Origin of the sequence: Actinomycetospora sp. CA-084318, assembly GCF_050955885.1 — a bacterium.
GTDB lineage: Bacteria > Actinomycetota > Actinomycetes > Mycobacteriales > Pseudonocardiaceae > Actinomycetospora.
In genome coordinates this window covers 2,019,571-2,039,323 of the sequence record NZ_CP192098.1, presented here as the reverse complement: position 1 = coordinate 2,039,323, position 19,753 = coordinate 2,019,571, and the positions used below count along the sequence as shown (strand labels likewise).

Below are 19,753 nucleotides of genomic sequence, written 5' to 3'. Positions count from 1 at the left end.
CGGCCCTGTGAGTACTCATCCGTGCTGGAGCACGGATCAGTACTCACAGGCCTAGTGGCACCTTCCCGGGTTCGGCGGCACGTCGAGGGCGGGGTTGGCGTCGAAGAACCCGACCGGCTTGAGGGTGAACCCGGTGTACTCGACCGGCATCACCGGCCAGTCCTCCGGGCGCGGGAAGTGCGTGGTGCCGAAGGTGTGCCACACGACGATGTCGCCGCCGTCGACGTCCCGGTCGGCCTGCGTCCAGCGCGGCAGCCCGTCGCCGCCCGGGTTCTGGTTGACGAAGTCCCCGGCGGGGTAGCGCTCGTCGGCCGCGTAGGGCGTCACCCAGAGGTTGTGGGTGGAGAACCCGGCGCGGGCGTGGATCGAGCTGCGCTCGTCGGCGAGCAGCGTCGCCTTGTTCTCCGGGTGCAGCGCGTAGCCCACCGGCTTCTCGACGGCGTTGCGCTTCTCCGGGTTGACGATGTGCCAGGTCCGCACCACCGACCCGTCGTTGTCCCGCCGGGCGCCCTGCTCGGTGGCCAGGCGCGTGACCTTGCGGCGGAACGCGTTGCCGTAGGGGTTGCCCTCCCCCATCGGCACCCGCTCGGCCTCGACCTCGTCCACGGCGTTGTGCACGCCGTCGACGGTCATGTCGAGCCGGGCGCAGAACAGGTGCTGGTGGAACGGCGCGCCCAGGCCGGGAGCGACCTCCGCGGCGTAGTCCCCCGGCGTCGCCGAGGCGAACACCATGCCGGTCGCCTTCACCTCGAGCTGGATCGTGCCGTCCAGGTAGAGGTACCAGTAGAACCCGTAGTCGTAATTGCCGATCGGCACGAAGAACGAGATGACCAGCCGACGCTGCCGGCGCACCTCGGAGGCCTGCGTGAAGAACAGGTCGGAATGCTTCCACAGCACCCCGTAGTCCTCCTCGTGCATGCAGATCGCATTCGTGATCGTGCGCGGATTCCCGTCGTCGCCGGCGATCACGGCGTCGGTGTAGTGGATGTCGCCGAGGCAGTCGCACCCGAGTCGCAGCGAATCGGCGTAGCGGGCGAACATGTACTCGCCGCAGTCGAAGTAGTTCTGCCAGAACCGCACCGGGGCGGGGTCGGCGTAGGGCACCACCATCTCCGCGACGCTCGCCCGGTAGACGATCGGGCGGCCGTCGAACGCGACCTGGTGCAGGGTCAGGCCCTCGCGCTCGTTGAACCCGTAGCGCAGGTCCCACTTGCCCCACCGCACGTGGTTGCCCTCGACGGTGAAGCTGCGCCCCTCGGGCTGGGTGATCTCGATCGGCTTCAGCGAGTCCAGCGGCGGGCCCTGCACGGCGGGGTCCTGGAAGTTGCCCGACACGTCCGGCACGGGCACGTGCTGCTCGTCGATGACCCGGTCGACGGTGCGGTGCGTCAGGTCGACGTAGGCGACGAGCCCGTCGATCGGGTGCGCCCACGGGTGGTCGTCCGGCCCGTCCTGCCGGAAGCCGAACGCCCTCGCCATCCGGCGCCCGACCTCGTCGGGATAGTCGTAGACCCCGGCCGAGAGCGGCACGGCCCGCACCGTCATCGGGTCGATGCCACGGGCGGCGAGCGCGTCGGTCCAGCGGGCGTCCGCGCGCAGGATGTCGTCCATCGGCTCGAACTCGGAGTCGATGATCGGCGGCTGGCCGTCGCGGGGCGGGTCGAGCTCGCGGCCGGAGACGACCTCGCGGCGGGTCGCGGAGACGACGGTGTCCCAGGACCGGCCGGAGTCGAGGTCGAGCAGCACCACGCGGAACCGGCGCTCGACGACGTCGCCCGCGGTGAACGCGAGCACGTCGGCCTTGGCGGGCTCCTCCAGGTCGGCGAAGCAGTAGCGCACCTGGTCGGTGAGCAGGCCGGCCTCGACGAGCACCTCCCGCACGGCCGCGTACTCGGCCTCGGTCGGCATCTCCAGCGGGTGGGTCACCGTGCTGACGGTGGCGGTCATGCGAGCTCCTTCGCGGACGAGGGGTCGGGGGTCACGGGGGCGGGGGCGGGCTCCGGAGCCGGATCGCGGCGGACGAGCGCCACGACGATTCCGACCACGGTGACCAGCGCGAGCAGGCCGCCGAGGGCGAGGGCGAGGCCGGTGGAGCCGCCGATGAGGGTGGGGAAGTTCGCGATCGTCAGCACCAGGCAGACCGCGAGCCCGACGAGGCCCAGCGTCGGGGCGACCCGGGTGTGCCAGAGCCGGCGGTCGGCGCGGGTGCGGGCGAAGAAGACGAGGACCGCCACGCAGGTGACGACCATGAGCACGAGCAGCCCGAGGGTCGCCACGCCGGCCGCCCACGCGAAGACCTGCGCGACCGGGTCGAGTCCGGCCACCACGCAGACCGCGATGATCACGAACGACAGGCCCGACTGGGCGAGCGAGGCGACGTGCGGCGAGCCGTGCCGGGCGTGGGTCCGCCCGCAGGCCGCGGGCAGCGCACGGTTCCCGCCGAGGGCGTACAAGTACCGGGCGGCGACGTTGTGGAAGGACAGGATCGCCGCGAAGATGCTGGTCACGAGCAGGACCCCGACGACGTGGCCGGCGACCGGGCCGAGCCAGGCGTCCACCGTCGAGACGAGGATCGCGCCCGGGTTGGTCGCGGCCTCGGTGACCACGGCGGTGTCGCCCCAGGCCGAGACCAGCGCCCAGCTCGAGAGCGCGTAGAACACGCCGACCACGGCGAGCGCGAGGTACGTGGCGCGCGGGATCGTGCGGTCGGGGTCGCGGGCCTCGTCCCGGAACACCGCGGTCGCCTCGAACCCGATGAAGCTCGCGATCGCGAACATGACCGCGATGCCCACGGCGCCCGAGCCGATCTGCGCGGGCTGCAGGAACGCCGTCGAGAGCCCCTCGGGCCCGCCGCCGGAGACCGTGACGACGACGTCGAGCACCAGCACGATCGCGATCTCCGCGACCAGCAGCACGCCCAGGACCCGGCTCGACAGCTCGATGTGCCGGTAGCCGAGCACCGCGACCAGGGCCATCAGCAGGAACGTCCACAGCCACCACGGCACGCTCGGGCCGCCGAACCCGGTCACCAGCTCGTCGAGCGCCGCGCCGACGTAGCCGAACACCGCCGCCTGCACCGCGGCGTACGTGGCGAGCGCGAGGAAGGCGGCGCCGAGCCCGAGCGGGCGGCCGAGCCCGGCGCGGATGTAGGTGAAGAAGGCGCCGGCGTCGGGGACGTGCGGGCTCATCGCGCAGAAGCCGACCGCGAAGAAGGCGAGCACGACCGCACAGAGCACGAACATCGCGGGGAAGGCCGCGCCGTTGCCCGCGCCGATCCCGAGCGGGACGGCCCCCGCGATGACGGTCAGCGGGGCCGCCGCGGCGACGACCATGAACACGATCGACCCGGCCCCGAGGGTTCCGGACAACCGACCTGCCGGTGCGCCCATCGCGCGCTCCTGTTCCGACGACGGATATGTCGCGGGTCACGCTGGCGAGCCGGTGGGCGCGCGGTCAAGGACGGGTACGGAACTGCGGGAGCAGCGCGCACGACATTCCCGCCGACATCGCCCCGGCGGGTGTCGCATTCTCCGAACGGAGAATGCGGCCGCGGTGCGGGACGCCGAACGAGAATCGTCCGGTGCGGATTCTCGTTCGGAACCGTTCCGCTGATCACGCCCTGGGCCTACGGTACGGCCGTGCGATCGACGCGAGGGGTGCCCGGAGTGCGAACCCGTTCGCCCGTGGCCGGTCTGCGACGCCGCGAGCTCGGCCCGCTCGGGGTGCTCGCGCAGTCCGTCGCCACCACCGCTCCGGCCGGGGCGATGGCCGCGGTGCCGTTGCTCGTGACCGCGGCGGCGGGGCGGGACGCGCCGTGGTCGGTGGCGATCGCGGCGGTGCTGGTCGGGCTCGTGGTCGGCTCGATCGCCGTGTTCGCGCGTCGGATGGCGGCCGCGGGCGGGCTCTACAGCTTCACCGCCAAGGGCCTCGGGCCGGGCGGGGCGTACGCGTGCGCGGTGTCGATGGTGCTCGGCTACGCCCTGCTCGTGGCGGCGGCGCTGGTCGGGGCGTCCTGGTACGCGCGGGCGCTCGTGGAACGTCTGTGGCCGGTGGACACGACCGTGGTGGGCGTGGCGGTGGTGGTGGTGCTGAGCGCCGTGATCGCCGCCCTCGCCGTGCGCGGGGTCCGGCTCGCGGGGCGTGTCATGCTCGTGGTCGAGGGCGCGTCGATCGCGCTGATCCTGGTCGTGCTCGTGACGCTCGCGGTGCGCGCCCCGGCCGGTCCCCCGCCGCCCCCGCTCGCTCCGGGCGGGCTCACCGGCGTCGCGGCCGGGGTGGTGCCGGCCGTCGCGGCGTTCATCGGGTTCGACTCGGCCACCGCGCTCGGGGTCGAGGCCCGGCGACCGTTCGCGAGCGTCCCCCGCGCGGTGGCCACGACGGCGGGCGGTGCGGCGCTGCTCTACCTGGTCGCGATGCTGGTCCACCTCGCGGCGCCGGGCGTGCTGCCGGCGCTCACGGTGGTCGGTCCCGGCGGCGGGTCCGGCGCCGCGGTGATCGTCACGTGGGCGCCGGTGCTGCTCGACGCGGGCATCATCGCCTCGTTCGGCGCGTGCACGCTCGCCGCGCTGAACACGCTGGTCCGGGTGCTGTTCTCGCTCGCCCGCGAGGGCGTCGCCCCGGCGGTGCTCGGCCGCACGCACCGCCGCCACCTCACGCCCGCCGCCGCGGTGGGGCTGACCGTGCCGCTCCTGGCCCTCCCACCCGTCGTCGGGACCCTCGCCGGCGTGGCACCGCAGGACCTGCTCGGCGGCCTGCTCGCCGTCGCGACGGTCGGGTTCCTGGCCGCCTACCTGCTGGTCTGCCTCGCCGCGCCGCGCTTCCTGCGCCGGATCGGCGAGCTCACCCCGGCCGTCGTCGTGACCGCCTGGTGCGCGGTGCCGGTGCTGGCCGTGGTGATCGTCGTGGCCCTGTGGCGCTCGGCCGGGCCGCTGCTGCCGGTGACCGTCGGGATCGTGGTGCTCGCGGCGGTGGCCGGGTGGGTGGCGCTGCGGCGCACGCACGCCGCCCAGCTCGACGGGATGGGTGTCTACGACGAGACGACCGCGGCCGACCTGCACCCCGCGGACCGCGCGCGATGAGCCCCACGGAGGCGGCACGCACGATCACCGGGCGCCAGCCCCAGGCGGTGCGCAGCGCGCTGGCGATCCTCGAGGCGGTCGCGGCGGCCGGCATCGGGGCGACGGCCAAGGACATCTCCGCCGAGCTGCGCATCCCACCGGCGACGACCTACCGGCTGCTCAACCTCCTGGTCGCCGAGGAGTACCTCGTGCGGCTGCCCGACCTGCGCGGGTTCGCGCTCGGGCGCCGGGCGGCCAACCTGGCCCCCACCCCGGTGAGCACGCCGACCGCGGCGCGCGCGGTGCTGGAGCGGCTGCGCTCGAAGGTCCGCTGGGGCGCGCACCTCGCGGGCTACCTCGGGCACCGGCTCGTGTTCCTCGACCCCGACCCCGACCACCCGCCCGTCGACGCCGGCGAGCTCTCCCGCCACCTGCACGCGAGCTCGCTCGGGCGGCTGCTGCTCGCCGAGCACGACGACGAGCCGCCGGCCGGGGCCGCAGGGCTCACCCCGCACACCGTGGTCGACCCGCGGGAGCTGACGGCGCGGCTGACCGAGGTCCGCACGAGCGGGCTCGCCCGGCAGTGCGGGGAGTTCCGCGCCGAGCACGGGTGCCTGGCGGTACCGGTGCGTGCTCCCGGGGACGGCCGGCTGGTCGCGGGCCTGGCCCTGACCGGGCCCGCCGCGCGGGTGGCGGCGCCGAACGACGACCTCGTCGAGGTCCTGCGGGCCCACGCGGCGGAGCTGGGTCCGTTGTTGGCCTGAGACCGATCCGGGGCACCCCCGGTCATGGGCATCAAGGACGCGATCTCCAAGGCCGCCGACGCGATCAAGGGCGAGGACGGTCCGCTGGGACCGCCCGCCGCGGGCGAGCCGTCGGAGCAGGACGTGCCGCAGGACCCGAGGGTGGCGAGCAGCCGCGCCACCGGCGGCGTGCACCCCGACGACGAGACCCGCCGGGACGAGATGTCGACGACCGGTACGGGGGACACGGACGAGTTCGTCGGCCGGGTGGCCGGTGACGACCCCGCGTACGCGGAGGAGACCGGAGCCGAGGCTCGACGCGCCCGCGAGTAGCCCGAAAGGGTTAAACACATTAGCCCGTTCATCGCAGTGTTGCCGTAGTCTGCATCCCGTGAGCAGTGATCCGATCCTCGGGTACTTCGAGTCGCTGCACGTCGACGCGCTCGGGATCGTCCGCCTGCAGTGGGTGTCGGGTCTGCGCATCACCGGCGAGATCGCCGAGTACGCCATCCGGGCGGTCGACGAGCTCAACGGTGACCACCGCCGGCCCATGATGATCGTGGGCTCGGAGACCCCGACGAACCGGGAGGCGCGCGCCGTGTTCGGCCGCGAGTGCTCGGTGACCCGGATCGCGATGCTCGGCCGCTCGCTGGTCGACCGGACGATCGCCAACTTCTCGCTGTTCGTGAACCCGCCGGCGGCCCCGACCCGGTTCTTCACCGACGAGGCCGCCGCCGTCGACTGGTTGCTCGATGACCGCGCACGCGGGTGAGGACCTCGCCCGCCGGCTCGACGAGCTGGCGGGCTTCGTCGTCGAACTGGCCGCGGGCCGCCTCGACGCGCGCCTCGACCCCTCCCACGAGTCGGACGAGATCGACGCGATCATCGTCGGGCTCAACATGCTCGCCGAGGAACTGCAGGGGCTCACGCACGACCTGGAGGGGCGGGTCGTCGAGCGGACGCGCGAGCTCGCCGACGCCCACGCGGCCCTGGAACTGCTCGCCCACTCCGACCCGCTGACCGGGCTGGCCAACCGCACCCTGCTCCACGAGCGGCTGCGCGAGGTCGAACGGGCGGCGGCCGTCCCGGCCGTGCTGGTGCTCGACCTCGACGGGTTCAAGGCCGTGAACGACGCCTTCGGCCACGAGGTGGGCGACGCGCTGCTCGTCGCCGTGGCCGAACGGCTGCGCGGGGTGGTGCGCGAGACCGACACGGTGGCCCGGCTGGGCGGCGACGAGTTCGCCATCCTCGTGCACGACGCCACGCCCGAGCAGGCCCTCGACATCGCCGAGCGCATCCGCGCGGTCCTCGCCGCCCCCGTCGTCGTGCAGGGGCGGACGTGCTGGGTGAGCGCCAGCGTCGGGGTCCGGCTCGGCCGTCCCGGCGGACCCTCCGACGACTACCTGCGCGACGCCGACACCGCGATGTACCTCGCGAAGGCGCGCTCCCGGGGCGGGGTCAGCGTGTTCCGGCCCGCGATGCGCCGGGAGGCCCAGGCCCGGACCCGCCTCGCCGACGAGCTGCGCACCGCCCTGACCACGGGCCAGCTGCTGGTCCTCTACCAGCCGATCGTCGACCTGGAGACCGACCGCATCGTCGCCGTCGAGGCCCTCACGCGCTGGCGGCACCCCGAGCGCGGCTTCCTCACGCCGGACACGTTCCTCTCCGTCGCCGAGGACACGGGCCTGATCACCGCCCTCGACCTGTGGGTGCTGGAGACCGCGGCGGCGCAGGTCGCGCGGTGGCGCGCGGACGTGCTCGGCGACGAGCCGTTCACCGTGCACGTCAACGTGTCCCCGGTCGAGCTGCGCGCGCCGCAGTTCGTCGACGACATCGTCGGGTGCACCCGGCGGCACGGGCTCGCGCCGCAGGACGTCACCGTCGAGATCACCGAGCACCGGCTGCTCGGCGACGACGCCCTCACCCGCGAGGCGCTCGAGGGGCTGCGGGCGGCCGGGGTCGGGGTCGCGATCGACGACTTCGGCACCGGCAGCTCCTCGCTCGGCTACGCCCGGCGGGCCTTCGTCGACGAGGTGAAGATCGACCGCTCGCTGGTCAGCGACCTCGACGTCGACGAGCAGCAGATGCGGATCACCACCGCGATCCTCGTGATGGCGCACGCGTTCGACCTCGTGCCGATCGCGGAGGGCGTCCAGACGGCGGGCGAGGCCGACGCGCTGCGCCGGATCGGGTGCCGCTTCGGGCAGGGCTACTTCTGGAGCCCGCCGGTCGCGGCTACCGACCTGGAACGGCGGCTGCGACGGCAGCGCGCCTGACCTTGCCGGTGTCGTCGCGCAACGGGTGGTCGACGAACGTGTAGCCGGTCGGGCGCTTGTGCCGGCTGAGGCGCTCGGCGACGTGGTCGCGCAGCTCGGGCTCGACCGACGCGTCGGCACGGACCACGGCGTGCACGACGCGCCCGAGGTCCTCGTCGGGAACCCCGACCACCACCGCGTCGTCGACCGCGGGGTGGCCGAGCAGGACCGCCTCCACCTCCGCGGGGTACACGTTCGCCCCGCCGACGACGACCATGTCCGCCCGCCGGTCGGCGAGGTGGAGGTAGCCCTCCTCGTCGAACGAGCCCAGGTCGCCGAGGGACTCCCAGCCGTCCCGGGCCCGCGGCTCGGCGCCCAGGTACCGGTAGGTCGGGGCGTCCTCCGGGCGCATCCAGATCTCCCCGACGACGCCCGGCGGGACCTCGCGGCCCTCGTCGTCGGTGATCCGCATCCGTCCGCGGGTCACGCGCCCCACCGAGCCGGGATGCGCGAGCCAGTCCCGCCCGTCGATCATCGCGCTCGCCTGCGACTCGGTGCCGGAGTACAGCTCGAGCAGGATCTCCGGGCGCGGGAGCCGGGCGAGCCAGGCGCGCTTGACCTCGGGCGGGCACGGCGCGCCCACGTGCAGGGCGGTGCGCAGGGTCCCCAGCCCGCCCCAGGCCTCGTCGGGAACGGCCTTGAGGATGCGCGACATCATCGTGGGGACGAGGTAGAGCCACGTGACGCCGTGCCCCGCGACGAGCTCGAGCGTGCGGGCGGCGTCGAAGCGCTGCATCAGGACGACGTGGTGGCCCTGCAGGAGCGCCATCAGGCTGAACATGTAGGGCGCGTTGTGGTGCAGCGGGGCGGTCGCGAGAAAGACTCCGTCGCGGTCGATCCGCAGGCCGTCCGCACGGGCCAGCACGTGCTCGGTGCACGCGGCCTGACCGGCCACGATGACCTTCGGCGTCCCGGTCGACCCGCCGGAGGTCGGCGCCTTCCAGGAGGGACCGACGACGTCGGGCAGCGGCGAGTCGTCGGTCGTCGTGACCTCGGGGACCTCGTCGATCACGACGGCGGGGCGCGCGACCGCCAGGATCGCCGCGCGTTCCGCGGCGGGCAGGCGCGCCGAGAGCGGCAGCGGGACCGCGCCGAGCTTCCACGCCGCGACGCTGGTCGCGACGTGGTGCACGGTGTTCGGCAGCGCGATCGCGACGAGGTCGCCGCGGCCGACCCCGCGCCCGGCGAGGGTGCGGGCGAGCCGCGTGGAGAACCGGTCGAGCTCGTCGCGCGTGAGCAGGGTGTCGCCGTCGGAGAGCGCCGGCGCCGCCGGGGCCCGGGCGACGAGGTCCCGCAGGCGGGTGGCCAGCGGGGTCGGGCGCGCGGGGAGGGCGGGCTCGGGGATCACGATCCCGGAGCCTGCCCCCTCACGTCAGGCGGCGCAGGTGGGGCAGGCGCGGCGCTGCGCGTCGAGGTCGCCCCCCGCGGCCCACACGCGCACGACTGCGACGACCGGGGTGGTGCCGTGGTGGTGGACGGTCCCGTCGGCGATGGCGCGCTTCAGCGCGGCGACCGCGCCGGGGACGCCCGGCGTCACGGCCGGGAACGAGCCGGACGCGGGCTCGCGGCTGCTCGGGACGGCGAGGTGGTCGATGGAGACGGTCATGCCCTCCTCGACGGCCGTCCGGGCCCGGGACTTGATCCGCGTGGAGCCCGGATCACCGCTGCGCCGGTCCGTCATGATTCCCCCGATCATCGTACGGCTGTCCGAGCTGCAGTGATTCTCCGTAATGATCAGGTCGGGCCGCAAGCCGTCGTCACCCCGGCGGACCAGCGCGCGAAGGGCATCGACGCGGACCGCAACCGGTCCGGAACGAGACCGTGACCACCCGAACGTGTGGCGCGTCGGTCCTCGCGCAGCGTTGCTCCGTCCGGGTGATCAGCGGCGGTGGTCACGGCCGCGAGGTGGACACCACGCAGGCCGGGTCGCCGGAGCTGCGCCACGGACCGCTCGCCTCCGACGGAGAGGTGGGGCAGGTCGGGCTCGAACCGACGACCTGACGGATTATGAGTCCGCTGCTCTGACCAACTGAGCTACTGCCCCCTCGCGACACCTCCGACGACACCGGAGCACGTGATCGCGCGGGGACACTATCGGGCGACCGCCCGAGAGCCGTCGACCGGATGAACGGGACGTGTCGGCGCGGTCAGCGGGAGATCACCACGCGATCGGGACCGCGTACCCGCCCTGACCGGCCACGACGTCGTCGGGAACGCAGATCCGACACGTTTTCCGATGATCATCGTGTTACGGCTGCCCGTGACGCCGTGTTCGTCCCGGTCCGGCCTCGTTGCGCCGATCGACACCGTCCGCGGTGTCGGTCAGAGCAATCCAGCCGTCCCTTCGGGAAGGACCCCCCATGCCCTCGAACCGCTCCCTGCGCCTCGGCCTCGCCGCCCTCGTCGGACCGGCCCTCGCCCTCGGCGTGGCCGCGCCGGCCGCGAACGCCGCCGAGCTCACGCCGGTCGCGCAGTACCTCGACCACACCGTCGCCGACACCGAGGCCGAGGTCGGCGCCGTCCTCGACGACCTCGGCCTCGCCGCCGAGTAGCGCACGACGCCCGGCCCGGACCCGCTCCCCTGGTCCGGGCCGGGCTCCGGCTTCGTTGCGATCACGGGTCCCCGCTTTACATCGGCACATCGTCGGCCGACCATCGGAGGCACCCGAGCAGTGGAGGCAGACATGCGCCTGGGACGTCGACTCTCCGCCGGCATCGCCGAGGATCCGCCCGCCCCCCGACCCGCCGAGGTCGAGACCCCGGAGCCGGTCGCGGTCGCGGCCGAGCCCGTCGTCGAGCAGACCCCCGACCCGATCGCCACCGGGGGCTGAGCTGCGCCCGCTCTCGCGGCGCGGCCGCGTCGAGCCCGCCGACGGGAGCGAGGCGGGCACCCGCCCCGCGCTGCCCGGGTGGAAGATCGCCTACCCGATGCTGTCCGCGGACGGCACCGCGGTCGGGTTCAACGGCGTCGCGCTGGGTCGCAGCCAGGTCTACGGGACGGTCGCCGAGGCGGTCTGCGTGCAGTCGCCGCGGCACCGCTGCCCCTCGACCTGGTGCGACTGCGGCTTCTACTGCTTCCACGAGGCCGACCAGGCCCGCGCCCTCGCCTGCGACGAGCAGTACGAGCGCAGCGTGCTGCTCGAGGTCCTCGCTTCCGGCCGCTACGTCTCCTACGAGCTCGGCCTGCGCTACCAGCGCCAGACCGTGCGTTCGATCCGCCTCGGGCGCTGTCGCTGCGGACGGTCCGCCGCGGCGCTCGACGACGTCGGCGGCGGGATCGTCGGGTGGCGCCGCCTCGAGGCCGTCTGCCGGGAGTGCGCCGGCCGGCGCGCGGTGCTCTCCCTCGACCGCCTGACCCGCCTCGCGGGCGTCCCGGTGACCGTCGACGAGGGGACCGAGCGCTCGGTCCTCGCCCCGCTCGCGCCCCTTCCCGACGACGCGTCCCCCGAGTTGCCGCCGGAGGCCGAGATTCCGCTGCTGTCCGCCGAGGTCACCCTCCTGCAGGCCCGTCTCGACGAGGTCCAGCGGCGGTTGGAGCGGCTCACCGACCCGTCGTGAGGCACCCTGTCGGGGTGACCGACAGCACCCCGCTCGTCCTGGGACCGCTCCTGCGCCACGTCGGGAGCACGACCGCGACGGTGTGGGTCGAGGTGGACCGCCCGGGGACGGTGGAGGTGTTGGGCACCGCGGCCCCGACGTTCACGGTGTGCGGCGAGCACTACGCGCTCGTGGTGGTGCGCGACCTCGAGCCGGACACCGTCCGCTCCTACGAGGTCCACCTCGACGGCGAGCGGGTCTGGCCGGTCGACGGGCTGCCGCCCTCGCGTATCCGGACCCGGGCGGAGCGCACCGAGCGCACCCAGCGCGTCGTGTTCGGCTCCTGCCGCTACCCCCCGACCGGCGACCCCGAGCTCGAGGCCTCGCTCGGCGTGGACGGGCTGGACGCCTACGCGGCGCGCCTGATCCGTCGGCTCACCGGCGTGTCCGACGACGACGAGGCCGCCGCCGAGCTCCCGGACGCGATCTGTCTGCTCGGCGACCAGGTCTACGCGGACGAGACGACGCCGCGGACGCAGCAGTGGATCCGAGAGCGGCGGGGCGACGAGGAGGGCGCCGGGACCGAGATCGCCGACTATCCCGAGTACGCGCACCTCTACGCCGAGACCTGGCAGGACCCGGAGGTGCGGTGGCTGCTCTCCACCGCACCCGTCGCGATGATCTTCGACGACCACGACATCCGCGACGACTGGAACACCTCGCAGGCGTGGCGCGAGGAGATGGCGCAGCTGGACTGGTGGCCGACCCGCGTCCGGGCCGGGCTCGCGTCGTACTGGGTCTACCAGCACCTGGGCAACATGTCCCCGGAGACGCTGGACGCCGACGACGTCTACCGCAAGGTCATGGCCTGCGAGGGCGACGCGTACCCGGTGCTCGAGGAGTTCGCGGCCCGTGCCGACGCCGCCGTCGGGCGACCCGCGGGCATCCGGTGGAGCTACCGCTGGGACCTCGGGAGCACGCGGCTGCTCATGGTCGACTCCCGCTGCGGCCGGGTGCTCAACGACGACGAGCGCCTCATGATCAACGACGACACCTTCACCTGGCTCGAGGCCGAGGCGACGTCGCCGGACCTCGACCACGTGCTGATCGGGTCGTCGATCCCCTGGCTGATGCCGCCCGCGATCAGCCAGGTGCAGTCGATGGACGAACGGTCGGCCACCGCCGGCAGCCGGGTGGCGGAGTGGCTGCGGCAGGCCGTGGACCTCGAGCACTGGCCGGCGTTCCGGGCGTCGTTCGACCGGCTGGCGCGGCTCGTCGAGCGGACCGCCGCGTCGTCGGCCGCGCCCGCCACCGTCTGCGTGCTCTCCGGGGACGTCCACCACTGCTACGCGGCGCGGGCCACCTTCCCGACCCCCACCCGCTCGCACGTCTACCAGCTCACCTGCTCGCCGGTGCGCAACGCCGTGCCGTGGTTCATGGAGTACGTGTTCGCGGCCGGCTGGACCCGGCGGGCGACGCGGATCGCCCGCCGGATCGGGCGGCGCTGGGGCGTGCCGCCCGAGCCCGTCGAGTGGGACGCGATCGGCGGGCCGTACTTCGGCAACGCGATCGCGACCCTCGAGCTCACCGGACGGAGCGCCCGCGTCCGGTTCGAGCGCTCCACGCGGGAGGGGAACCTGGAGCCGATCAGCGTGCTGCCGCTGACGTAGGAGGTGGCTTCGCCCTGTGAGTACTCATCCGTGTTCTGGCACGGATGAGTACTCACAGGCCGTGGAACACGGCACGTCCGTGCCCACGCTCGACGAAGGACTCCATCGCCCCGCGCAGGTCCTCGGTTGCGAAGAGCTTCCCCGCGATCCCGGCGGTGCGGGCGTTCGCGGTGTCGAGCCCGCCGTCGGCCAGCGACGCGAGGATCTCCTTGGTGGCGGCGTGGGCCACGGTGGGGCCGGCCGCGAGCTCCCGGGCGAGCGTGCGGGCGGAGCCGTCCAGCTCGTCGTCGGGAACGACCCGGTCGACCCCGCCCCAGCGCTCCATCTCCGCGGCGCCGAAGCGACCCGCCGTCATGACGAAGTACTTCGCGCGGCCCTGGCCGCAGCGCTCGGCCAGCCGTTGCGTGCCGCCCATCGCCGGCGTGAGCCCGACCGTGGCCTCGATGAGGCCGAAGCTCGCCGACTCGGCAGCGACGATGAGGTCGCAGGCCAGGGCGAGCTCGAACGCCCAGGTGAGGGTGAGGCCGTGGGCGGCGAAGACGGTCGGGAACGGCAGGCGGTGGACGCGCTCGCCCAGCTCGACGAGCTCGGCGAAGTAGCGGGTGCCGGCCTCGACATCGGCGTTCTGCGCCAGGGGCAGGAAGGAGTCGCGGACGTCGACGCCGCCGCTGACGACCTTGCCCTCGGCGCGGAACAGCGCGCCGCGCGGGCGCTCGGCCTCGAGCTGCGTGACGACCTCGGCGAGCGCGGTGTGCATCTCGCGGTCGTAGAGGTTCAGCGGCGGGTGGTCGATCGTCACCACCGCGAGGGCGGGGTCGGTGCCGGTCTCGACGCGGATCGGGGAGGTCACGACGACGAGCCTGGTCGGCTCCGTCGGCCACCGCCACCGGAGTGGGACCGTTCTACGCTGGTCGGCGTCGAAGGGGGTGTGAGGACCATGTCGCTGCCGCTGTCCGCGTCCTGGCCCGGTCACCTCCTCGACCTGGCGCAGTGGGACGCGTTGCCCGAGGACACGAGCCGGCACATCGAGCTCGCCGAGGGAGTCCTGCAGGTGGCGCCGAAGCCGATCCCGATCCATCAGCGCGTCGTGAAGCGCCTGACCAGGCAGTTCGACGACGCGGCCGCGGGACGCTGGGAGGCGTTCTCCGAGGTCGAGATCGTGATCGAGGACGTACCGGCCGCGACCGTGCGGGCGCCCGACGTCGTCCTCGTCCCTCCCGATGTGCCGGTGGGCGTGCCGCGGTGGGCGGCGAGCGAGGTCCTCGCCGCGATCGAGGTCCTCTCCCCCGGCAGCCGACGGCTCGACCGGATCGTCAAGGTCCACGAGTACGCCGACGCCGGCATCCCGACCTACCTCGTGGTGGATCCGGGGCCGCCGGTGGAGCTGACGGAGTTCTCCCTCGTGGAGGGCGCGTACCGGCAGGTGGCGGTGCACCGCGGAACGGCGGCGCTGCGGCTCGGGATCACGCTGGACCTCGACGCCCTGGTGTGACTGTCGGACCCCTGTGCTCTGCTGATCATGGGTCGGCGCGGGGTGTCGGTGGGAGGGCCACCGGCGGCGCGGCCTACGGTGCTCCTGCGGGGAGGTGAGCATGCGCTTCGTCCACACCGCCGACTGGCAGCTCGGGATGACCCGGCGGTTCCTCGGCGCGGGTCGGGTCGGGCAGGCGGTCGGTGAGGCGCAGGCCCGGTTCGCGCAGGCCCGGCTCGACGCGGTGGCCGCCCTCGGGCGGGTCGCGGGCGACGAGGGCGCGGCCTTCGTCGTGGTGTGCGGGGACGTCTTCGAGTCGAACCTCGTCGGGCCGGACGTGGTGGGCCGCGCGTGCGAGGCGTTGCGCTCGGTCCCCGTGCCGGTGCTGCTCCTGCCCGGGAACCACGATCCGGCGGACGCCTCCCTCGTGACGCGGCGGGCCGACTTCGTGCGGCGCTGCCCCCCGCACGTCACCGTGCTCGACACCCCCGGGGTGCACGAGGTGGCGCCGGGCGTCGAGGTCGTCGCGGCGCCCTGGGCCACGAAGCGTCCGCTGTCCGACCTGGTGGCCGACCGGTTGCGGGCCCTGGAGCCGGCGCCCGAGGGCGTGGTCCGGGTGCTCGCCGGGCACGGGGCGGTCGACGTGCTCAGCCCCGACGAGCGCAACCCGGCGGTGATCGGCACCGCCGAGTGCCGCGCGGCGCTGGCCGACGGGCGGGTGCACTACGTCGCGCTCGGCGACCGGCACTCCACCTGGCAGCTGCACGGCGAGCCCCGGATCGCCTACTCCGGCGCCCCCGAGGTCACCTCCCACGAGGAGACCGACCCGGGCAACGTGCTGGTCGTGGACGTCGGCCCGGACGGCGCGGCGTCGGTGCGGCCGGTCCGCGTCGGGCGGTGGGCCTTCACCCGCGAGCACGCCGTGGCCGACTCGGACGACGACCTCGCGGCACTCGACGCCCGGCTCGACGCGCTGGACGCCCCGGAGCGCACCGCGCTGCGCCTCGCGGTCGAGGGCACCCTGACGCTGCGCCAGCGCGCCCGGCTCGACGAGATCACCGAGGCCCACGCTCCCGTCCTCGCCGCCCTGGAGGTCGACCTCTCGGGCGTCGTCACCCGGCCCGACGACGCGGACGTCGAGGCCCTCGGGCTCAGCGGGTTCGCGGCCGACGCGGCCCAGGAGCTCGCCGGAGCGGCCCGGGACGAGGCCGATGCCGAGGCGCTGGACGCGCTCGCCCTGCTGCACCGCCTGGCGGTGGCGCGGTGAGGCTGCTCCGGATCCGCCTGCGGGACTTCCGCGGGGTGCACGACCGCGAGGTCCACCTCGCCGAGTCCGGTGTCACCGTGCTCGAGGGCGAGAACGAGGTGGGCAAGACCTCCACGGTGGTCGCGCTCGACCTGCTCATCGACTTCCGCGACGACTCCAAGGCCGCGCCGGTGCGCAGCGCGGCACCGGCCGGTCGGGACGCCGGGCCCGAGGTGGAGGCCGAGTTCGTCACCGGCCCGTACCACGTCGTCTACCGCAAGCGGTGGCTGCGGCGGCGGCTGACCGAGCTGCACGTCACCGGCCCGACCACCGAGCAGCTCGCCGGCCGCGAGGCGCACGACCGGCTGCTGGCGATCCTCGACGAGACGATGGACCGGGACCTGTGGCTCGCCCTCCGGGTCGAGCAGCACACCCCGCTCGGGCAGGTCGACCTCGGCGGGCACGACGCCCTCACCCGCGCGCTCGACCGCGCCGCCGGCGGGGAGGCCGTCGGTCCGGCGGCCGACGCCGCGGCCGAAGGCCTCGTCGAGCGCGCGCTCGCGGAGGTCCGGCGCTACCACGGCGGGCACGGCCGCCCGGTCGGGCCGCTGCGCGAGGCCGGGGACCGGGTCGCCGCCGCGCGGGCGGAGGCCGACGCGGCCGCGGCGGCCCTGTCCGAGGTGGAACGCGACGTCGACCTGCGCGCGGAGCTCGACCGCGAGGCCACCGGGCTGGCGGAGGAACGGCGCGCGCAGAACGCCCGGGTGCGGGAGCTGGAGGACCGCTGGTCGGCCCTGCAGGCCCGGCAGCAGGAGGTCGCCACCAGCGCGGAGCGGGCCGAGGCCGCCCGCGAGCGGGCGAGCCGCGCCACCGAACGGCAGGACACCCGGGCGACGCTCGTCGCCGCGGCGGCCGCCGCGGAGCAGCGCGCCGACCGGGCCCGCGAGACGCTCGGGGGTCTGGAGGCCGGCGACCGCGCACGGCGGGAGGACCTCGCCGAGCGGCGGGCCGAGGCCGACCGGGCCCTCGCGGCGTCCGACGCGGCGACCGCCGCCGCCCGCACCGCGGCCGCCGCACTGGCCGTGGCGCGCGACCGGTCGGAGCTGGCCGACCTGCGGGGACGGTTGCGACGCGCCGAGACCGCCGAGGATGCGCGCCGGGAGGCCGCGCGGGCGGCGGACGGTCCGTGCGCCGACGCCGCCGCGGTGGACCGTCTGGAGGGACTCGACCGCGCGGTGGTCCAGGCCGAGGCCGAGCTGGCGGCCGGGGCCGCGACGGTCGAGGTGACCGGGCTGGGCGACCGGACCGAGGTGGCGGTCGACGGGGACCTGCGCGAGGTCGCCGACGGGGAGACCACCACCCTGCCGGTGGCCGACGCGGTGACGATCGACGTGCCGGGTGCGGTCCGCATGACGGTGCGGCCGGGCCTCGACGGCGAGGCCGCCCGCCGCCGTGTCACCGACGCCCGCACGGCCCGCGACCAGGCGTGCACCGCCCTCGGGGTGGCCGACGTGGCGGCCGCACGCACCGCGCTGCGCACGGCCGGCGAGGCGGCGGCGCGGGTGCGCGAGCTCGCCGCCGTGGTGGAGCGGGAACTGGGCGGCCGCGCGCTCGAGGACGTGCGCGGCGCGATCGCGGCGCTCGCCGGGCGGATCCCGTCCAATGCCCCGGACGGCCCGGACGCCGCGCCCGCCCGGCGACGCGGGCCGAGGCGCGCGGCGCCGGACGAGCCCGGCCTGTTCGAGGAGGCCGGGCTGCTCGACGACGCGTCGGCCGACCCGGAGCCGGAGGACCTGGAGCCGCTGCGGCTCGAGGCGGTGCGCACCCTCGACGCCGCCGACGAGGCCCATCGGACGGCGCGCGCCGCGGAGGAGGCCTGGCGGCGTCTCGACGCGTCGGTGTCGGCGGCGGGCACGGAGGTCGTGGCGGCGCGGACCGCGCTCGCGGTGGCCCGCAACGAGGCCGACCGGCGCTCCGGGGAGCTGCGCGACGCCCGCGCGGAACACCCCGACGACACCCTGGCCGCGGCGGCCACGGACGCGCTCGCCCGGGCGCGCCGCTACGAGGCCGACCACGAGCAGCGGGCCGCCGCGCTCGAGGCCGACGACCCGACGACCGTCGAGGCGCTCTACGCGACGGCCAAGCGGGCAGTGGAGTCGCTGACGCAGCGCACCGCCGACGTGGAGCGGCGGCGCGCCGAGGTCACCGGGCGGCTGCAGGTCGCGGGCGGCGAGGGCCGGCACGACCGGCACGCCGCGGCGCGCACCGAGCTCGCCGCCGCCGAGCGCGAACACTCCTCCGTGTCGCGCCGGGCGGCCGCGGCCGTGCGGCTGCACGACACCCTGGCGCGGCGGCGCGACGAGGTGCGGCGGGCGTACGTCGCACCGTTCCGGCGCGAGGTGGAGCGGCTCGCGCGGATCGTGTTCGGCCCGTCGCTGGCCCTCGAGGTCGACCCGGCGCTGCGGATCGTCTCGCGCACCCTGAACGGAGTGACCGTGCCGTTCGACGCGCTGTCGACCGGGGCGAAGGAGCAGCTCGGGTTGTGCGCCCGCCTCGCCGTCGCCGCCCTGGTCGACGCCGAGGACGGGGTGCCGGTCCTCATCGACGACGCGCTCGGGCACTCCGACCCCGGTCGCCTCGAGCGGCTCGCGGCCGTCTTCGGGGCGGCCGCCGCGGGGTCGTCGCACCAGGTCGTGGTGCTCACGTGCACCCCGGCGCGCTACCGCGGCATCGGCGCCACCCGCACCGTGACGCTGAACCCCTCCTACCCGCCGCCGCAGGCCGTGGCCGCCGCCGACGGGGACCGCGAGGACGCCCGGGACGACGAGCGGGCCGACGTCGAGGCGTTCCGCGCGGGCTGACGACCGCTCGCCCGCTCGTCTCACTGCGGACACGGAACGGTCACGAAAGGGTTACGAACACGCCCGGTCGAGGGAAGCCCCCGCGCGTTCGGAGCACAACACGTGCCCGGACCCGATCTCGAAGGAGGGGCACGACCATGGGCAAGCACCACAGCACGGCCCACGCGATCCAGCTCGACGGGCACGGTGTCGAGCGCGGGCGTCCGGGACGGGCGGCGTACGCCGGCCGCGTCGCGGCGGTCGCCGGGGTCGCCGGGGTCGGTCTGGTCGCGGCGACGGGGTCCGCGATGGCCTCGACCGGCGAGCACCAGGGCCATGCCGACCGCCAGAGCGTGGACTGCGGCTCGGGGCAGCACTCCGGCGCCTCGGGCCGGCACGGCTCGAAGGACGGGCACGGCTCGAAGGACGGCGGCCACCGTGGTTCGCCGATCACCGACGTCACCACCTCGGTGACCAGCCTGGTCGGCGGCAACGGCGGAGCCGGTGGCGCGGGCACGGGTGGCGCCGGCGGTAACGGCGGGTCGGCCATCGGTGGCCAGGGCGGGATCAACGTCCTGTCGGGCAGCAACCTCGCGCTGCTGGGCGACTCCGCGCCGAGCAAGAACTCGTCGTCGGGCGGCGACGCCCAGGCGAACGGCGGCTCGGGCGGTCACGGCACCGGCGGCAGCGGCGGGAGCGGGAAGCTCGTCGCCGCCGAGAGCTGAGCACGACCTGACCACCCTCGCGCCGCCCGACACCACGCCGGGCGGCGCGAGCGGTCGGCGGCCGAGCGCGGTTCTGCGCGGTGGGCGGCCCCCGGCGCGAGCGAGCACCTGCGGCGGCCCACCACCCCCGACGACTACCGCAGGTGCTC

Annotated in this window: 19 protein-coding genes and 1 tRNA gene; 14 read left to right on the top strand and 6 right to left on the bottom strand. The window is 75.1% G+C overall.

Translation table 11 applies throughout. The annotated features are described in order from the left end of the window. Nucleotides 1-51: 51 nt before the first annotated feature. Together ACQPYX_RS10015 and ACQPYX_RS10010 are read right to left on the bottom strand one after the other, a co-directional pair. Nucleotides 52-1,947: a primary-amine oxidase gene (locus tag ACQPYX_RS10015; protein WP_433802755.1), complete on the bottom strand. Its 1,896-nt coding sequence runs from the start codon at nucleotides 1,945-1,947 to the stop codon at nucleotides 52-54. Continuing rightward, nucleotides 1,944-3,389 carry an APC family permease gene (locus ACQPYX_RS10010; protein ID WP_433802754.1) on the bottom strand — a complete coding sequence of 482 codons (1,446 nt, stop codon included), beginning with the start codon at nucleotides 3,387-3,389 and terminating at the stop codon, nucleotides 1,944-1,946. The genes ACQPYX_RS10015 and ACQPYX_RS10010 overlap by 4 nt, the downstream gene beginning before the upstream one ends. A gap of 294 nt (nucleotides 3,390-3,683) precedes the next feature. Between ACQPYX_RS10010 and ACQPYX_RS10005 the strand changes: the two genes are divergently transcribed. From ACQPYX_RS10005 to ACQPYX_RS09985, 5 genes are read left to right on the top strand one after another with little or no spacing between them, the layout of a single operon-like run. Further along, nucleotides 3,684-5,078 (top strand): APC family permease, encoded by a 1,395-nt coding sequence (locus ACQPYX_RS10005; RefSeq protein ID WP_433802753.1) that lies wholly within the window; start codon nucleotides 3,684-3,686, stop codon nucleotides 5,076-5,078. Continuing rightward, nucleotides 5,075-5,821, top strand: coding sequence for an IclR family transcriptional regulator (locus ACQPYX_RS10000; protein ID WP_433802752.1), 747 nt, complete (start codon nucleotides 5,075-5,077; stop codon nucleotides 5,819-5,821). Before ACQPYX_RS10005 ends, ACQPYX_RS10000 begins: the two co-directional genes overlap by 4 nt. A gap of 24 nt (nucleotides 5,822-5,845) precedes the next feature. Further along, nucleotides 5,846-6,133 (top strand): hypothetical protein, encoded by a 288-nt coding sequence (locus ACQPYX_RS09995; protein WP_433802751.1) that lies wholly within the window; start codon nucleotides 5,846-5,848, stop codon nucleotides 6,131-6,133. A 58-nt stretch (nucleotides 6,134-6,191) separates the two neighbouring features. Then, nucleotides 6,192-6,572, top strand: coding sequence for a hypothetical protein (locus ACQPYX_RS09990; RefSeq protein ID WP_433802750.1), 381 nt, complete (start codon nucleotides 6,192-6,194; stop codon nucleotides 6,570-6,572). Continuing rightward, nucleotides 6,553-8,076 (top strand): putative bifunctional diguanylate cyclase/phosphodiesterase, encoded by a 1,524-nt coding sequence (locus ACQPYX_RS09985; RefSeq protein WP_433802749.1) that lies wholly within the window; start codon nucleotides 6,553-6,555, stop codon nucleotides 8,074-8,076. Before ACQPYX_RS09990 ends, ACQPYX_RS09985 begins: the two co-directional genes overlap by 20 nt. On the opposite strand, the gene ACQPYX_RS09980 is transcribed toward ACQPYX_RS09985, so the two are convergent. Next, on the bottom strand, nucleotides 8,036-9,463 hold the full coding sequence (locus ACQPYX_RS09980; RefSeq protein WP_433802748.1) for an AMP-binding protein: 1,428 nt from the start codon (nucleotides 9,461-9,463) through the stop codon (nucleotides 8,036-8,038). The two genes, ACQPYX_RS09985 and ACQPYX_RS09980, sit on opposite strands and share 41 nt — an antisense overlap. Before the next feature lie 24 nt (nucleotides 9,464-9,487). After that, the gene (locus tag ACQPYX_RS09975; protein WP_433802747.1) at nucleotides 9,488-9,796 is read right to left on the bottom strand and encodes a hypothetical protein; all 309 of its coding nucleotides are present in this window, start codon (nucleotides 9,794-9,796) and stop codon (nucleotides 9,488-9,490) included. A gap of 140 nt (nucleotides 9,797-9,936) precedes the next feature. On the opposite strand from ACQPYX_RS09975, the gene ACQPYX_RS09970 reads away from it, so the two are divergent. Continuing rightward, the gene (locus tag ACQPYX_RS09970) at nucleotides 9,937-10,116 is read left to right on the top strand and encodes a hypothetical protein (protein WP_433802746.1); all 180 of its coding nucleotides are present in this window, start codon (nucleotides 9,937-9,939) and stop codon (nucleotides 10,114-10,116) included. On the opposite strand, the gene ACQPYX_RS09965 is transcribed toward ACQPYX_RS09970, so the two are convergent. Beyond that, nucleotides 10,085-10,159, bottom strand: a tRNA-Ile gene (locus ACQPYX_RS09965). The two genes, ACQPYX_RS09970 and ACQPYX_RS09965, sit on opposite strands and share 32 nt — an antisense overlap. Nucleotides 10,160-10,475: 316 nt before the next feature. Here ACQPYX_RS09965 and ACQPYX_RS09960 point away from each other — a divergent pair. The 4 genes from ACQPYX_RS09960 to ACQPYX_RS09945 all read left to right on the top strand — a co-directional run bounded on the left by ACQPYX_RS09960 (nucleotide 10,476) and on the right by ACQPYX_RS09945 (nucleotide 13,322). Beyond that, a complete protein-coding gene (locus ACQPYX_RS09960; protein WP_433802745.1) occupies nucleotides 10,476-10,667 on the top strand; it encodes a hypothetical protein in 192 nt (63 codons plus the stop codon). A 132-nt stretch (nucleotides 10,668-10,799) separates the two neighbouring features. Further along, a complete protein-coding gene (locus tag ACQPYX_RS09955) occupies nucleotides 10,800-10,946 on the top strand; it encodes a hypothetical protein (RefSeq protein ID WP_433802744.1) in 147 nt (48 codons plus the stop codon). Between the two features lie 97 nt (nucleotides 10,947-11,043). Then, nucleotides 11,044-11,673, top strand: a complete 630-nt coding sequence (locus ACQPYX_RS09950; RefSeq protein ID WP_433802743.1) for a hypothetical protein — start codon at nucleotides 11,044-11,046, stop codon at nucleotides 11,671-11,673. 14 nt (nucleotides 11,674-11,687) lie between these two features. Then, nucleotides 11,688-13,322 carry an alkaline phosphatase D family protein gene (locus ACQPYX_RS09945; RefSeq protein ID WP_433802742.1) on the top strand — a complete coding sequence of 545 codons (1,635 nt, stop codon included), beginning with the start codon at nucleotides 11,688-11,690 and terminating at the stop codon, nucleotides 13,320-13,322. A 52-nt stretch (nucleotides 13,323-13,374) separates the two neighbouring features. Here the strand turns inward: ACQPYX_RS09945 and ACQPYX_RS09940 are convergent, their stop codons facing one another. Then, nucleotides 13,375-14,172: an enoyl-CoA hydratase/isomerase family protein gene (locus ACQPYX_RS09940; RefSeq protein WP_433802741.1), complete on the bottom strand. Its 798-nt coding sequence runs from the start codon at nucleotides 14,170-14,172 to the stop codon at nucleotides 13,375-13,377. 87 nt (nucleotides 14,173-14,259) lie between these two features. Here ACQPYX_RS09940 and ACQPYX_RS09935 point away from each other — a divergent pair, with 87 nt between their 5' ends. The 4 genes from ACQPYX_RS09935 (at nucleotide 14,260) to ACQPYX_RS09920 (ending at nucleotide 19,604) form a co-directional block, all read left to right on the top strand. Then, entirely contained in the window at nucleotides 14,260-14,814 is a 555-nt protein-coding gene (locus ACQPYX_RS09935; protein WP_433802740.1) for a Uma2 family endonuclease, read from the top strand. A gap of 100 nt (nucleotides 14,815-14,914) precedes the next feature. Then, nucleotides 14,915-16,060, top strand: a complete 1,146-nt coding sequence (locus ACQPYX_RS09930; RefSeq protein WP_433802739.1) for a metallophosphoesterase family protein — start codon at nucleotides 14,915-14,917, stop codon at nucleotides 16,058-16,060. After that, nucleotides 16,057-18,900, top strand: coding sequence for a hypothetical protein (locus ACQPYX_RS09925; RefSeq protein ID WP_433802738.1), 2,844 nt, complete (start codon nucleotides 16,057-16,059; stop codon nucleotides 18,898-18,900). Before ACQPYX_RS09930 ends, ACQPYX_RS09925 begins: the two co-directional genes overlap by 4 nt. Before the next feature lie 137 nt (nucleotides 18,901-19,037). Beyond that, entirely contained in the window at nucleotides 19,038-19,604 is a 567-nt protein-coding gene (locus ACQPYX_RS09920; protein WP_433802737.1) for a hypothetical protein, read from the top strand. The last annotated feature ends 149 nt before the right edge of the window (nucleotides 19,605-19,753 follow it).

What these genes read in the sequence shown, in the direction of transcription:
- ACQPYX_RS10010 (WP_433802754.1), bottom strand. Translation starts at nt 3,389, where the DNA reads ATGGGCGCACCGGCAGGTCGGTTGTCCGGAACCCTCGGGGCCGGGTCG.
- ACQPYX_RS10015 (WP_433802755.1), bottom strand. Translation starts at nt 1,947, where the DNA reads ATGACCGCCACCGTCAGCACGGTGACCCACCCGCTGGAGATGCCGACC.
- ACQPYX_RS10000 (WP_433802752.1), top strand. Translation starts at nt 5,075, where the DNA reads ATGAGCCCCACGGAGGCGGCACGCACGATCACCGGGCGCCAGCCCCAG.
- ACQPYX_RS09920 (WP_433802737.1), top strand. Translation starts at nt 19,038, where the DNA reads ATGGGCAAGCACCACAGCACGGCCCACGCGATCCAGCTCGACGGGCAC.
- ACQPYX_RS09995 (WP_433802751.1), top strand. Translation starts at nt 5,846, where the DNA reads ATGGGCATCAAGGACGCGATCTCCAAGGCCGCCGACGCGATCAAGGGC.
- ACQPYX_RS09975 (WP_433802747.1), bottom strand. Translation starts at nt 9,796, where the DNA reads ATGACGGACCGGCGCAGCGGTGATCCGGGCTCCACGCGGATCAAGTCC.
- ACQPYX_RS09960 (WP_433802745.1), top strand. Translation starts at nt 10,476, where the DNA reads ATGCCCTCGAACCGCTCCCTGCGCCTCGGCCTCGCCGCCCTCGTCGGA.
- ACQPYX_RS09930 (WP_433802739.1), top strand. Translation starts at nt 14,915, where the DNA reads ATGCGCTTCGTCCACACCGCCGACTGGCAGCTCGGGATGACCCGGCGG.
- ACQPYX_RS09955 (WP_433802744.1), top strand. Translation starts at nt 10,800, where the DNA reads ATGCGCCTGGGACGTCGACTCTCCGCCGGCATCGCCGAGGATCCGCCC.
- ACQPYX_RS09985 (WP_433802749.1), top strand. Translation starts at nt 6,553, where the DNA reads ATGACCGCGCACGCGGGTGAGGACCTCGCCCGCCGGCTCGACGAGCTG.
- ACQPYX_RS09950 (WP_433802743.1), top strand. Translation starts at nt 11,044, where the DNA reads ATGCTGTCCGCGGACGGCACCGCGGTCGGGTTCAACGGCGTCGCGCTG.
- ACQPYX_RS09935 (WP_433802740.1), top strand. Translation starts at nt 14,260, where the DNA reads ATGTCGCTGCCGCTGTCCGCGTCCTGGCCCGGTCACCTCCTCGACCTG.